Genomic DNA, 14,831 nt, shown 5'->3' with positions numbered 1-14,831 from the left:
GCGGATCAAAGCTCGGCGGCCAGCAGTTCGGCGATTTGAATCGTGTTCAGCGCCGCACCTTTTCGCAGGTTGTCGCCGGACACGAACAGGGCAAGTCCACGCCCGTCGGGCACACCCGGGTCCTGCCGGATCCGGCCGACGAGGGACTCGTCGGCGCCGGCGGCAGCCAGCGGGGTCGGCACATCGACCAGCTTCACGCCCGGCGCGGCGGCAAGCAGCGACCTGGCGTGCTCCACTGAAAGCGGCTGGGCGAACTCGGCATTGATCGACAGCGAGTGCCCGGTGAACACCGGAACGCGCACGCACGTGCCGCTGACCAAAAGGTCTGGGATACCGAGGATCTTGCGACTCTCGTTGCGCAGCTTCTGGTCTTCGTCGGTCTCACCCGAGTCGTCATCAACGAGTGCGCCGGCGAGCGGAATAACGTTGAACGCAATGGGGGCAACGTATTTCACGGGCTCCGGATACGTCAGCGCCGAGCCGTCATGAACCAGCTGCTCCGCGCCGTCGATGACCGCACGGGTCTGCGATGCGAGTTCCTCGACACCGGCCAGGCCGCTGCCCGACACCGCCTGGTAGCTCGACACGATCAACCGGGTCAGCCCGGCCTCCTCGTGCAGCGGCTTGAGCACCGGCATGGCGGCCATGGTGGTGCAGTTCGGGTTGGCGATGATGCCCTTAGGAAGAGACCGAGCGCGGACTCCGACGTCTCTTGCGAAGTTGACCTCGGAGACCACCAGCGGGACGTCGGGGTCCTTGCGCCAGGCCGAGGAGTTGTCGACGACGACGGCGCCGGCCGCGGCGAACCGCGGAGCCTGCACGCGCGACATCGTCGCACCGGCGGAGAACAGCGCGATGTCCAGACCCGACGGGTCGGCCGTCTCGCTGTTCTCGACCTCGATCTCCTCGCCGCGGAACGTCAGCTTCTTGCCCTCGGAACGGGCCGAGGCGAAGAACCGGACCGAGCTGGCCGGGAAGTTGCGTTCTTCCAGCAGCGTGCGCATGACCTGGCCGACCTGACCGGTCGCTCCCACTACACCAATGTTGACCATCTCAGCGCCCTGTCCCGCCGTGAACCACGGCCTCTTCCTCGCTGCCGAGGTCGAAGGCCTCGTGCAGCGCGCGGACGGCGGTGTCCAACTCGGTGTCCTTGACCAGGACCGAGATCCGGATCTCCGACGTGGAAATCAGGTCGATGTTGACGCCCGCCTCGGCCAGTGACTCACAGAACTTCGCGGTGACGCCCGGGTGGCTGCGCATGCCCGCACCGACCAGCGAAACCTTGCCGATGTGATCGTCGTACAGCACCTGGCTGAACCCGATCTCGTCCTTCAGTCCGGTCAGCTTCTCCACGGCCGTCGGGCCGTTGTCCATGGGGCAGGTGAAGGTGATGTCGGTCTTGCCGTCTTCGACCTTCGAGATGTTCTGCAGCACCATGTCGATGTTCACGTCGGCGTCGGCGACCGCGCGGAACACCCTGGCGGCATAGCCGGGTACGTCCGGGACACCGACGACGGTGACCTTGGCCTCCCCGCGGTCGTGGGCTACTCCGGTCAGCAGTGCGTCTTCCATGGGGATGTCCTCGATCGATCCTTTGACGATGGTGCCGGGCTTGTCCGTGTACGACGAACGCACGTGAATCGGCACGTTGTAGCGGCGGGCGTATTCGACGCAGCGCAACATCAGCACCTTGGCGCCGCATGCGGCCATCTCGAGCATCTCCTCGAAGGAGACGGTGTCGAGGTGGCGCGCGTTGGGCACGATGCGCGGGTCGGCGGTGAAGATGCCGTCGACGTCGGTGTAGATCTCGCAGACGTCGGCCTTGAGTGCGGCGGCCAAGGCGACGGCGGTGGTGTCCGAGCCGCCACGGCCCATGGTGGTGACGTCCTTGCTGTCCTGGCTGACGCCCTGGAACCCGGCGACCAGCACGATGACGCCCTCGTCCAGCGCATCGCGCAGGCGGCCGGGGGTGACGTCGATGATCTTGGCGTTGCCGTGGGTGCCGGTGGTGACGATGCCGGCCTGTGACCCGGTGAACGAGCGGGCCTGTGCACCGAGCGACTCGATGGCCATCGCGACCAGGGCGTTGGAAATGCGCTCACCAGCGGTCAGCAGCATGTCCATCTCACGCGCCGGCGGGGCCGGGGATACCTGACGGGCCAGGTCAAGCAGGTCGTCGGTGGTGTCGCCCATCGCGGAGACCACGACGACGACGTCGTTGCCGGCCTTCTTCGTCTCGACGATCCGCTCGGCCACGCGACGGATCCGATCGGCATCCGATACCGAGGATCCGCCGTACTTCTGTACGACGAGCGCCACTATCTAACCCTTCAGAACGCTGGATTGAGTCCCACACAGGATAAGGGAGACACGCACGCGGTTTTCCCCGCCGGTAGCTTGGCTGACGTGTCTGCCACGCCGAACGGCCGCCTGGCCAGCACCAGCGTGCCGATCCACCCCGATCTCGCCGCCCGCTGGAGCCCCCGGGCCTTCGACCCCGACGCCGCCATCGCCGCTGACCAGCTCACCGCGCTGCTGGAGGCCGCACGCTGGGCCGCCAGCTGGGGCCACCGTGAGCCCGTGCGGTTCGTGGTCGGGGTCAGAGCCGACGAGACATTCACCACACTGGCCGGCCTGCTCAAACGCGGCAACAGCTATGCCCATGCCGCCTCGGCGCTGATCCTGGTGTGCGCAGATGAAGGAGAAGACGAGAGGACCGCACGGTATGCCTGCGTCGACGCCGGAGCGGCGATCGCACAGCTCACCGTCGAGGCGGTGTCCCGCGGACTGATCGCCCATCCGATGGCCGGCTTCGACGTCGACGGCGCGCAGGCGGCATTCGGTATCCCCGAAGGAGTGCGGCCGCTGGCCGTCGTCGCCGTGGGCACGCTCGGGGACTACTCCGAAATGGGTGAGGAAATTGCCGAGCGCGACGGTCGGCCCCGGCAACGGTTGCCATTGGAACAGATTGCATTTGGTGGGCACTGGGGAATTCCGCTCGTCTGACAAATTCGAACAAGATTGCCGCTACCGTTGGAGCCATGGCAGAGCACGTCGACCTGTTGCTCGATGCTCGGCATATCAATCAGAGCGGTATCGGTACCTATATCCGGACCGAGTTGCCGACCGTAGAGAAGACGCTGAACCAGCAAGGACTTTCGTTAGGCGTCCTCGTCGACGAGGGCAAAGAGCCGCCACTGGCCGCCAGCACGAAAGTGGTGTTCGCACAACCGTCGAACGCGGGGATGTACTCGCCAAGTGAGCAGCAGGTCTGGCGTCACGCCTTGCAGGGACTTCAGCCGAGGGCATTGTGGTTGCCGCACTATCCTTTTCCGTTTGCCATTCTCGGCCCACGCAACAAACGAACGAAACTATTTGTCACGATTCACGACATCTTGCACCTGCAGCCGCAGAGCGTCTCGGGCAAGGGCTTCGCCTACCGTGCATATGCACGCATGATGATCACCATGGATGCGCGACGGTGCAGCAAGATCTTCACACCGTCACGGGCAACGGCCGATGCGCTGGCCGCTGTGTCGCCCAAGGCGCAAACCGTGGTGACGCCGATTCCGGTGGGAGAGGCCTGGCTCACCCCTGCGGATGCCACATTGACCCCTGTCGAGGACAGGTACGTCCTCTTCGTCGGCAATACCAAATGGCACAAGAACCTTCCTATCTTGTTCGAGGCGTTTCGAGAGATCGCCTCGGAGATCCCGCAAAAGCTGGTGATAGCGGGAGCAGGCGAGTCGGTCCGAAACTTCGATGACCGCCTCGCGGGCTACGCGACCGAGCTTGCGGACCGGGTTCAGATGATCGGGCGATTGGACTTCGAGACGCTGCGGGCGATGGTCGCCGGAGCAGATCTACTGGTAATGCCGTCGCTGTACGAGGGTGCCGGGCTACCGCCGCTCGAGGCAATGGCATCCCACACGGCCGTTCTGGCATCGAGTATCCCGTCGTTGCGGGAAACTTGTGGCGATGGCGCTGAGTACTTCGACCCGTACGACTATCGAGCATTGGCCGCGCTTCTCCGCACATATTGTCGCGACGACACCGCCAGGTCAGGTTTGGTTGAGCGGGGGTGGGCTCACGTGAACAGCAGGCAGTCTCGGATCCAAACCACAACCGCGGCGGAAACGATAGTCGCGGAGCTTCTCGGGGCAGGGCGGTGAGTATTCCCCGGCGGTCGGTTCTGTCAGTAGTGCCGGCGCTCGCGGCGATGGCGGGTTTGGCACCGAAGTCTTCCGCCGTACGACCCGTCGTCAACGTGCGTGATTTCGGGGCCAAAGGTGACGGCAACACCGATGATTCGGCCGCGATCCAAGCCGCTGTCCTGGCGTTGCGGTCAGGCGCTACGTTGCATTTTCCGAAGGGAAGCTACCGATTCGCCGCGCCGAACCCGGAGGGCGGGGCGGCACTGACCATCGTCGGAATCTCGCATGTGGACATCAAATTCGACGCCGGCGCTGACCTTCTCATGGACAACCTCGATGACGGCGTCGGAGCGGGCCACGCAATCCTGATACAAGGGCCGGCGTCGCATATCACCCTGGACAACGTGAAAGTTCGGTGGGCAACAAAGGCCCCGCGATCCCTGGGTGATGGCATCCGTATCGTCGGCTATCCCGCGGGGATTTCCGACGATCCACCTGCGGGCTGGAGTGGTCCCCCGGCACCGGTCAGCGACGTCCGGATCGCCGACTGTGAGGTTGACTCCAGCCCGCAGGCCGGTGTCATCCTCATGGGCGTTTCCGATATCGAGGTGACCAACCTGCTCGTGCACGACACCGCAGCCGATGGGCTGCATTTCAACGCGTGTCGGCGCGCCAGGGTCGACGAGTATTCAGTCACCGACAACGGCGACGACGGCCTGGCGTTGGTCACCTACTATTCCGATCGCCCCCGCTACGACAGCGCGGCACAGACGTTCGCGTTCCCCGAACTGACCGCCTGGTCCAACACCGATTTCACGATTAGAAATGTCACTGTTTCCGGCGGGCGGGCCAACGGCGTCCGATTCGCAGGCGCCAATAATGTGAACCTCCGCGGCCTGACCGTGGCTGGAAAACAAACCGGGGCAGGAGTTGTCGTCGATTCGACCGCGGAAATCGACTCGGGCGCGGATTGGCAGTATCTGGCGTCGCGCGGCCTGCGACTGGAGCACATCAGTGTTGCCGACTGTGAAATGGGCATTCAACTGCTGGCACGACCCGGCGCTGACGGCGACCGCAAGTTCACCGATTTCGACATCTCCGTATCCGACGTGAGCATTCGTAGCTGCAGCAACTGGGCCGTCCGGGCGGAGTCACTGACATCCCTGCCTATCAGTGGGCTCCGGGTCGACAACTGCACTGTCGACGCCACCTCGACGACGGGCGGAAACGGTGGCATCGGCCTGGGCAACACTCAGGATCTGAACTTCGGCAAGATCGGGGTAACGCATTCTCAGCCCGTCGTCGCCTTCAGCGCCTCCGACACAAGAAACCTCTCGATCGCCGCGCTGAATTTATCGGTTACGCAGGCCGACGGGGTACCCGACGACTCGACGCCGAGCGCACTATTCGACAACTGTGAAGGTGCGATCAACGCTATGCATGTCAATTGGCCACAGGCCCCCGAGACCTGGACACCGGTTCACATCACGGCAAATGCACAACCGGTCGCAATCCGGAAGCTCTCGGTGAAGCCGAGCTCAATCATCGAACGCATGCGTACGGTGTAGGACCTGCTGGCCGCACCTGACGGAAAGGCACCCATGGCACCAGAGACCATCCGCAAAGCCGTCATTCCGGCGGCCGGTATCGGTTCGCGCCTGCTGCCGCTGACCAAGGCCATTCCCAAGGAGATGTTGCCGGTCGGCGACAAGCCCGTCATCGAGCACACCGTGCGTGAGCTCGTCAACTCCGGCATCACCGACATCACGATCGTGGTTTCTGGTGGAAAGAACTTGATAGAGGAGCACTTTCGTCCCAACACCACGCTCGTCGACCAGCTGCGCGCGGACGGCAAGGACGCGTATGCCGATGCCGTCGAGGAAGTCGGGGAGCTGTCCGCGCAGGGACACATCACCTACCTCCATCAGCACGGTCCGTACGGCAACGGCACTCCGGTGCTCAACGCCTCTCGATCCTTCGGCGGCGAGCCAGTCCTGGTGCTCTGGCCAGACGACGTGTTCGTGGCCGAAGTGCCCCGTGCCCAGCAGCTGATCCACGCCTACGAGCAGACATCGGCCCCGGTGCTGGCCCTGATGCCGATGGCACCGGAGGATTCACGCCGGTACGGAGTGCCGGTCATCAAGGAAGATCGGGATGGCGGACTACTCCGGATAAGTGGAATCGTAGAGAAACCCCAGCCGAACGAGGCCCCGTCCAACTACGCCGCGATCGGCGGCTATGTCATCACCCCAGGCGTCGTCGACGAACTGGCTGAACAAACCCGACGCTGGCATGAGGGAACCCAGACCGGCGAGATCTACCTGACCGACTCGATCAATGCCTACGCCAAAGACCATGCCGTCTACGGCCAGGTCATCCAGGGCCACTGGTGCGACACCGGCAATCCGTCCGATTACCTGGTCGCGCAGTTCGCTTTCGCCCTGGCTCATCCCGAATACGGCCCGGTGCTACGCGATCTAGCCACCCAGCTGGAAGGTCCGCTGCTTCATACGATTGCGCACGAGATCGGAGGCGACAGGTGATGTCGGACAGCAGGATCGCCATAGTCCACGAACGCTTCACCGAGATCGCCGGTTCGGAGAACGTGGTCGAACAATTAGCCCTGCAATGGCCTGACGCAGAGGTTTTTGCGGCGATCACCAAACCGGGCAGCATCCCGGACGGCATCACGCACCCTCCGCACGCGACGTGGCTGAACTATGGTTATCGCCTCCTCGGACAGCGTTCCTACGCGCCGCTGGCACCGCTGATACCAGCAGCGTTCCGGCACATGGATCTTCACGACTTCGACGTCGTGGTGGTGAGCCATCACGCCTTTGCCACCCAGGCGGTGTTCGCCACAGATGCTCCCGTGATCGCCTACGTACACAGCCCGGCTCGATGGGCATGGGAACCGTCGATGCGTGCCCAGGAAGCCGGCGGGCCGGCGGGCGCCGCAGCACTCGCCGTGCTGGGCCGGATAGCGAAAAAGGGCGAGAGCACGGCTGCCCCCAAGTTGCGCCGTATCGTCGCCAACTCGACGGCCGTCGCTCAGCGGATCAGCGAGTGGTGGAACCGGGAATCTACTGTCGTGCACCCGCCGGTCGACACTGACGGGTTCACCCCGGATCCATCGGTCGAACGGGAGGATTTCTTCCTTCTCGCAGGCAGGCTCGTGCCCTACAAGCGACCGGATCTTGCCATTGCCGCGGCAACCAAGGCCGGCGTGCGACTGATGGTCGCCGGCGACGGGCGCTCGATGAAACAGTGCCAGGACCTGGCTGGACCGAACGTGACTTTTCTCGGCCGGGTACCTCACGACGAGTTGCTCAGCTTGCACCGGCGAGCGCGCGCATTGCTCATGCCCGGAATCGAGGACTTCGGGATCGTTCCGGTGGAGTCGATGGCGACGGGCACCCCCGTCATCGCACTCGGGGCGGGGGGCGCGCTCGACAGCGTGGTCCCCGGGTCGACGGGTGCGCTGGTTCCGCTGGGTAGTGACCCGGAAATCATTGATGGATTCGTCTCGGCCATAAAGGCTTTCGACCCATCAGCATACGACGGGTCCAGCATCCGGCGGTGGGCGGAAGGGTTCTCAGAAGCCAACTTCCGCGCGAAGATGCAAACAGTTTTGGACGAAGTATTGGGGTGATGCATCGGGGCGACCGAGTCAGCCCACACCCGTACGGTTGACGATCGAATCCGGCGTTACCGACAGTGTCCGAATGGCCAGTGAGTGCGCCTTGAAAGTCTCGGCGGTGAACTGGACCGGAACCCAGGTCTCGGGGGCTTGTGGCCAACTGACGTCCATCGTGTTGATCGTGCCATCGCTGTTGTCGAAGTACGCACAAGGTATCGAGTCGTCGTCCGCCTCGTTCGTCTGAGTGATCGAGAGCTTCACCGCGCCGCCATTCAAACGGTGCGAGTTCTCTGCCAGGAACACGACGGCGAGTTGGGCGTGAGTGACGAAAACCTTGTCGATGTTCAGATCGTGGGTGTTGCCGAAACCTACGCCTCCATTTCCCTCAGATATCGATGTGGCAGTGACATCACATCCGGAGAGCTCGAAGCCCGTGACAGGTCGTGTGGTCAGTGATTCCACACGTACGGCCCAGTTGGTGCAGTTGTGTATGCTCACGTCGATCACTGCCACGTCGAAGTCGGTGAAACGGTTGTCCCCTTTGGGGTCTGGGCGGCCCAGCAGGTGTATACCCAACTCACAATCAGCGACCGTGATGTCTTCGAGCCGCACGCCGCGAGATGCCACGTGCAGCCACTCGCTTTCGGACGTGATCTGCGCCGTCGAGTCGACCATCACACCGGCGCCTGATCGCTTATCCGTTACGTCGACCCTACGCAGGAGCACCCGGTTCGCGCCTGAAAGTCGAACGCCGTTGGCCCGACCGCCGGAAACCCTGACATCGGTTATTTCGAAATCCGAGTTCGACCAATCGGTAAGGTCAGGAAAAGCGAAGGTCTGCGCATCCCCATCGAACGTGGGTCGATCGGAATATTCGGTAACCAAGGCAAGACCATCGTCCCCGTTGCCGGTCGCGGTATGGCGGCTGACACTGGCGCGTCGGCATGCGTTGAAATGCAATCCGTCGGCCGCCGTCTCATGTGCTTGCAGATTCGTGACATCGATATCGGAAACACCGACGAAGATGACACCTGCCTGCGGGCTGGACCGGACCTCACAATCGGAGAGGACCACGTTGCTGACCGGTGCGGGCGAACCGATCCACCCGTGGAGCATACTGCTCAATCCCGTCGGATAGCCGACGATCCTGATCCCGTCACCCAACGAGCGCGGCGGCCGAGATGCCCATCGAATCTTCACCTTGCGCAGGGCGATACGCGAAGCCGGACCGCGAATCAGGACTCCGTGGCTGGTACCAGTGGCCTCGGCCTCGTTGATGTTGTCCATGACAAGCTCAGCGTTGCCGTCGAACTCGATGGCCACATCGGAGATTCCGGTGATGGCGATCGCAGCCCCGCCGCTGGGGTACTGCTCGGCGAATCGGTACTTTCCATTCGGGAAGTACAGGGTGTCGCCCGCCCGCAACGCCTTGACCGCGGCCTGGATCGCAGCTGAATCGTCGGTCTCGCCGTCTCCCGTGGCGCCATAGTCACGCACATTGATCGAAGGCTCCTTTGTTGAGCGCGTACACCCCGCCAATCCCGCCAAGACAATTGCCGAAAGCGCAGAGCGTCGTGAAATGCTCACCGCGCACCGGCAAGATCGGCCGTCGATTTCTTCCCGAACGGCCATCGAGCCGCCAGCACAGCACATGCCACCGTCGACAACAGAAGGAAGATGACGAAGCCATAGCTCACAATCTGGATACGCCACACCTCGGAGAAGCAATACGCAAGAACGCCACCTGAAGCGGCGATCACGGTGTTGTACCGGACGACCTTGGCCAGCAGGAGCCCGCACAACCCGTAAAGCAGAAATGTGTAGTACCAACCCCACGCTCCGAAGTCGGAGTAAATATCGGCGAACACGGAATTGGTGAAGAAGCTGGATCCGAACGATGCGGAGTAGCCGTATACCTCGGCACCTTTCCAGCTGTTGTCCTTGGTCACTTTGTTGAACTGCAGGAACGTTGGTTCGATCGCGTTGATCGAATCGACCGGATCGCCGTCCTTCTCCCAGGATCCCTGCATGATGGCGCCCGACGCGCCCAGCTGCACCTGGGCGGGCACCGAGAGATACGCGCCCATCTGGAAGAAGTTCATCGCGATGGGGCTCGTAACGCCGACGTCGCGATAGTAATTGGCGTTGCGGAAGTAGTTGAGCACAGCCAAGAGTGAGAATCCCACCACCAGAATCGCAATAATTGCCATCCATCGGCGCCGCCGCGCACCGGGACTCCGGGACGGTACCGCCGTCTTCGCCCAAATGACGAGATAGACGACGGCTGCCATCAGCAAGGACAGCCGACTGGAGATCACCGCGTCCAAGAACAGCAGAAGGACCCCGGCCACCATCAGAGGCCACCCGACGATCTTCTTCCTCCACAGGTAGACACCTAGTGGCGCCGCGAGAATCGGGGCATAGCGGAGTGTTCCGATGCCGGCAGACTGGGATATCGACTGGCTGAACGCATTTGCCTGCTGAGAGCCCAGAGCGCCAAGGATCGACGTCGCGCTGGCGATCTGGACATAGGTGTAACCGACACCGACCACGGAGATCGCCAATACCAAGAGGAAATAGCGCTTTTCGAATTGCGAGGTGGACGTCATCGCCATCACCTTCGGAGCCGGCGGGCGACCCGCGGATCCGATCCGCCACCCGATGGTCGCCACCGCGACAATGGTCGCGTACCAGACCACCAGTAGAACAACGCCTTTCGGTTCGACTGGGGAAGGGTCCGGCCATCCTGCGAGCTTTTCGAACGGCCCGCTCCGAAATGCGCGGTTGCGCCACGCGGCCAGGGCCATCCACGCGACGAAAGACATCGTGACCGGAACCAATATGAACAGGCCCGGGGTGAACCAGGGCGGCATCGGTGCCTTCCGACGCCGGCTCGGAGTCGGCGAAACCGATCCCGACTCGCTAAGCAGCACCGCTGCCGCCACTTGTGGACTGTCGGCCGCTCCGCAGTCGGCGGGCCACCACGTCGACAACTCCCTCGAAGTCAGGGACGTATCTACGCGCCACGGTCCGGTACAGGATCCCGGTGAAGATCTCGGCGATGACGAACGAGAGGAATATCGCGATCGTCGAGTGCCAGATGAACAAGAATCCCAAACCGAGCGCGAGGTAGACCAGTGTGCTCACCACACGTCCCCAGAAAACTGCCCTGGTCTCCCCCGCTGCGCGCAGGGCCGCGAACGGCACCGTGGAGAGCAGCATCAAGCCCTTCCAGAGGCACGCGAGCAACAGGGCGACCACACCGACGTTGCTCCAAGCCGGCCCGAACACGAGCTGTCCGAATCCACCGAACGCAGCGATAAGGACTGCCGCCAGGCCGAGCAGGAATATCACACCGACAATGGCTGCCTCGCGCTTATGAGCCCGAGCGAGCAACCGATACCTGCCGTAAGAGATGATCGGCTCAAGTGCACCGGACACCGTCGAGATGACGCGAAATGCCACCGAAGCAGCCGGCCCCATCGCGTACAGCACGACCGACGTCATCGCCGGCATCACGGCGCCGACCACCGCAGTTTCCGCCGTGACCCAACTCGCCTTACCGATGTCAGGCGGCAGGCCCGAACGCCCAAACGGCGTCCGCGGCAGGTACCGCATCAATATCGCGGCGACGGCACCCGCTGCCAGAACCCGAACGCTGTGGCCGCTGTGTTGGACGGCCAGCACGAGCGCGACCACGCCGGAGACGATCAGGATCGTGGAGGCCACCGCTTCCCGCCGCCACCTGCCGCTGACCATCCCGATAGATCGGCCCACCAGCATGCCGGTCATCAGCCCGGTTGCACTCGCCATCAATACGACCGGCGACGAGACCGCCGGGCCGAAGATGAGCAAAGCGCCTGCCCCCACACTCAACAACGCGATCCACACCGGCAGGCAGAAGTTGTGTTCCGCGCCCGGAGTGGCGAGGCGTCCTTCGATGATGAACGCGTTGATCAACTGGGCCACATATACGCCGACCGTCAACGCGACGGCGAGAAAGCCCTGCACCTCGATCGGTGCGATCCGGGCGTACACGGCGATGAATATCGCGGGGAAGATGTTCAGCCCCAGGCCGGCGATGACCTGCACCACCGCATGTAACGCCCGACTTTCAGACAATGACGTCCCTGGTCATCGTCTTGCCATCCGGTGAAGACACGTCCGCGCCGTTCACATGCGGTTCTGGCTTCTCGTCGGAGTGCCGACCGAATCTCCACCACGGAAGCGACGTGAAGACCGCGTTGCGCGTCGCGGCGCTCGAGGCCGTCGCCGAACAGGCGATGTGAACCTGTTCGGAGGTATCAGTACCCGGCCGACACACGAGCACAAGATCGGTGGCCGACGCGATCGCCTCCGGAATCGAACCCGAGGAACCAACGGTGCCGGCCTTGACAATCACGGTGGTGGACGAGTCGGGTTTGGCGATCGGTTCGTTCGTCACCTGCACAGGGCCGTGCTCTGAGGCGGCCAACTCGAGCAGTGCCGCGACCGTCGATGCGCCCGAGGAGGGCGAGGCTCCGACTACAACAATCGTCCGGCCAGCATCGGGCGCACCCAGTTGCGCGTATAGCTTGCGGCCGAGCGCGATCTGATCGTCCCCCCACGCCGGACGCGGTGGTTGTCGGAGATCTACCACCGGGACGAGGATGCGGTCGACGGCCTCGCTGAGCTCCGGGGCGTCCGATGAAAGCGAAACGAGCCCAGACCGTTTGCGCCGCGCCATCATGATCAACGGTACGAGTGCGCCGCCCAGGAAAAACCCCAGTGCCGCACCGATGGTCGCACGATGAGAACTGACGTAATCGGGCGTCGGAGGCTGCAGCACCGGCAGCTTGCTCGACTGGGTGGCTTGCAGGCGGACTCTGTCACGCAACGCTTGAATCGCCGCTGCACCGGGGCCGTCCGCAGTCTGTTGCCACTGGCCGAGGGCCGGCAGAATCACCTGCATCTGTCGGTCGGTGCGTTCGGCAAGCTGCTGTCCGTACACATCGATCGTCATCTGTACCGCGCGGATGGCGTCGCTGCGCGACTTCTCGGTATCGCTGATCGCCACTACCGACGACTGGCCGTCCTGCACCACCTTCAGTTTCGGCGGCTTGTTCTTGCCCAGTCGGGCAGCCACCGCCTGGCCGAACCCGTCACCCGACAGATAGGCCACCTCACCGGCAACATATCGACCCGTGTTGTCCTGCGTCTGTGGCGTCGTTTGGCTTGCTCCACCCGCGATCGCCACCAGATCCGGCGGCTCGACAATGCGCACCAGCGCGGTCGCAGTGGTGTCCGCGGCCATCATGCTGAACAGAACGCTGCCAAGTCCTGCGCAGACACAAGCACCGATCACCGCTCCAGCCAGCAACTGCGTGATCCAATTGCGCGCTTCGACCCTCTTAATGGCAGCCAGAGCAGTCTGTGAGGCCGTTGTGTTCGCGGGCAAAACTGGTATTCACCGCCCTTCCACTTTTGTTCGCCAAGTCACCGAGTAGCAAATGCGTCAATAGGCGCCTTTCCTCTTCAGAACGGCGCCAACTGTACGCCAGATGATCACCAGGTCGCCGATCACGGACCAGTTGCCGGCATAGGACCGATCGAGCCGAACCCGGTCCTTATCCTCCAGATCAGAACGTCCGGATACCTGCCACAGACCCGTCATTCCGGGCTTCACGTGCTCTCGGTGTTCCAGGAATGCGACATCCGTCCCGGCTTCGCCCGGCACCAGTGGGCGCGGCCCGACAATGCTCATCGAGCCGCCCAGCACGTTGAACAACTGAGGCAACTCGTCGAGGCTCGTGGCCCGTAGAAATTTGCCGACCTTCGTGACGCTGGACGACGATGATCGCTTGTTGAACATGCTCTCCGCATGCTGCTCATTGGTTTGCGGCAACTTGTCGGTGCCTACATGCATCGTCCTCAACTTGAAGATCCGGAATGTTTTCTGGTCGAGGCCGACCCTTTCTTGCCGGTAGAAGACCGGGCCCCAGTCGTCGAGTTTGATGGCCAGACCCGCAAGCGCGATGACCGGCAAGGCAATGATCGTGCCGATGGTGCCCAGCACGAGGTCCAGTATCCGCTTGGAGATCATCGACACCCGGTCGTGTGTGGGCGCTTCGATGACGAACAGCGGCAAATTCTCCAGCGGGCGCAGCTGGAGCCGGTGCGTCGCCACCTCAGTCAAGCCTGGAACCACAATGAGTTCAGTGTTGATCGCCTGCATTCGCCAAGCGAGGAATTTGACCTTCTCAGGCCCGAAGTTCCCGGCATAGACCGCGGCCAGGGCGTCAGCGCCTGCTGACGCCACGGCAGCCTCGACCTCGGCGTCGTTGTTGAAACCGAGAACGGGAACGGGACCGGTGGGCAACTCGACGTTCTGCCCGATCAAGTCGCCGGCATCCGGGATGCAGACGCCGACAACCTGGTATCCCGCGCTCGGCGAGCGCTGGAAATACTCGGACAACGTACGCGCCGCATTGACATCGCCGAGCGCAACAACCCGGGAGAGGTAGCTTCCCCGCTTCCTACGTCGACGCACGTCGGCGCGCAACAGGTGCCTGACCACGAACAGACCGATCAACCCCAGGCCGAACGTCACTCCGAACTGGATCCGCGAGATCGGCATGTCCAGGAAAACCTCGGCCGCCGCAGCAAGCGCGAACGTCCAACCGGTCGCCACTCCGACGAGTCGGTATTCCTCGGCCTGCTGCCCCACCAACGTGAGATCGCGCGAATGCACATATCCGAGCGCGATCAGCCAGCCGATGTAGATCCCGATCGAAAACGCCGTGGCGGTGGTGAAGCTGGCGAAATGACGGTGCGCCAGCGAAGTTCCGATCCATTCCGCGAAGACAACGACCACTGCGAGGACCACGGCATCGGCGACCAAAACACGCCGGCGGTAGGCGGATCGCCATCTACGGGCTCGCGCGTGTGCCATCGAGGGGGACACATCCGCGGCCCCAAAAGCGCCGGGCTTCATTTCGGTGGACGCAGGCAGACGCTTATTCATAGTTGCTCCACGTGGTGTGGGTCAGAACCGGGAA

The 14,831-nt window shown here is 63.2% G+C and carries 12 protein-coding genes; 5 read left to right on the top strand and 7 right to left on the bottom strand.

Annotated elements, in window-relative coordinates:
- Positions 1-5 precede the first annotated feature (5 nt).
- Both AC4LGL_RS19210 and AC4LGL_RS19205 read right to left on the bottom strand, forming a co-directional pair.
- Positions 6-1,052 (bottom strand): aspartate-semialdehyde dehydrogenase, encoded by a 1,047-nt coding sequence (locus AC4LGL_RS19210; protein ID WP_491840172.1) that lies wholly within the window; start codon positions 1,050-1,052, stop codon positions 6-8.
- 1 nt (position 1,053) lies between these two features.
- On the bottom strand, positions 1,054-2,319 hold the full coding sequence (locus AC4LGL_RS19205) for an aspartate kinase (RefSeq protein ID WP_491840171.1): 1,266 nt from the start codon (positions 2,317-2,319) through the stop codon (positions 1,054-1,056).
- 87 nt (positions 2,320-2,406) lie between these two features.
- Here AC4LGL_RS19205 and AC4LGL_RS19200 point away from each other — a divergent pair, with 87 nt between their 5' ends.
- From AC4LGL_RS19200 to AC4LGL_RS19180, 5 genes are read left to right on the top strand one after another with little or no spacing between them, the layout of a single operon-like run.
- Entirely contained in the window at positions 2,407-3,006 is a 600-nt protein-coding gene (locus AC4LGL_RS19200) for a nitroreductase family protein (RefSeq protein ID WP_491840170.1), read from the top strand.
- A gap of 35 nt (positions 3,007-3,041) precedes the next feature.
- Complete coding sequence (locus AC4LGL_RS19195; protein ID WP_491840169.1) at positions 3,042-4,172, top strand: glycosyltransferase family 4 protein; 1,131 nt, start codon at positions 3,042-3,044, stop codon at positions 4,170-4,172.
- On the top strand, positions 4,169-5,722 hold the full coding sequence (locus tag AC4LGL_RS19190; RefSeq protein WP_491840168.1) for a glycosyl hydrolase family 28-related protein: 1,554 nt from the start codon (positions 4,169-4,171) through the stop codon (positions 5,720-5,722). Before AC4LGL_RS19195 ends, AC4LGL_RS19190 begins: the two co-directional genes overlap by 4 nt.
- A gap of 33 nt (positions 5,723-5,755) precedes the next feature.
- A complete protein-coding gene (locus AC4LGL_RS19185) occupies positions 5,756-6,697 on the top strand; it encodes a UTP--glucose-1-phosphate uridylyltransferase (RefSeq protein ID WP_491840167.1) in 942 nt (313 codons plus the stop codon).
- Entirely contained in the window at positions 6,697-7,806 is a 1,110-nt protein-coding gene (locus tag AC4LGL_RS19180; RefSeq protein ID WP_491840166.1) for a glycosyltransferase, read from the top strand. The genes AC4LGL_RS19185 and AC4LGL_RS19180 overlap by 1 nt, the downstream gene beginning before the upstream one ends.
- Positions 7,807-7,824: 18 nt before the next feature.
- On the opposite strand, the gene AC4LGL_RS19175 is transcribed toward AC4LGL_RS19180, so the two are convergent.
- The 5 genes from AC4LGL_RS19175 to AC4LGL_RS19155 form a co-directional block, all read right to left on the bottom strand.
- Complete coding sequence (locus AC4LGL_RS19175) at positions 7,825-9,426, bottom strand: glycosyl hydrolase family 28-related protein (RefSeq protein ID WP_491840165.1); 1,602 nt, start codon at positions 9,424-9,426, stop codon at positions 7,825-7,827.
- Positions 9,378-10,601, bottom strand: a complete 1,224-nt coding sequence (locus AC4LGL_RS19170; RefSeq protein WP_491840164.1) for an O-antigen polymerase — start codon at positions 10,599-10,601, stop codon at positions 9,378-9,380. The genes AC4LGL_RS19175 and AC4LGL_RS19170 overlap by 49 nt, the downstream gene beginning before the upstream one ends.
- A gap of 115 nt (positions 10,602-10,716) precedes the next feature.
- On the bottom strand, positions 10,717-11,916 hold the full coding sequence (locus tag AC4LGL_RS19165; protein ID WP_491840163.1) for an MATE family efflux transporter: 1,200 nt from the start codon (positions 11,914-11,916) through the stop codon (positions 10,717-10,719).
- On the bottom strand, positions 11,909-13,090 hold the full coding sequence (locus tag AC4LGL_RS19160; protein ID WP_491840162.1) for a CpaE/TadZ family protein: 1,182 nt from the start codon (positions 13,088-13,090) through the stop codon (positions 11,909-11,911). Before AC4LGL_RS19160 ends, AC4LGL_RS19165 begins: the two co-directional genes overlap by 8 nt.
- Before the next feature lie 198 nt (positions 13,091-13,288).
- A complete protein-coding gene (locus AC4LGL_RS19155; RefSeq protein WP_082449131.1) occupies positions 13,289-14,797 on the bottom strand; it encodes a sugar transferase in 1,509 nt (502 codons plus the stop codon).
- Positions 14,798-14,831 lie beyond the last annotated feature (34 nt).

The sequence above is a fragment of the Mycolicibacterium arcueilense genome (assembly GCF_058536225.1).
The sequence above is the reverse complement of the archived record's forward strand: the minus strand, read 5'-3'. Positions and strand labels throughout refer to the sequence as shown.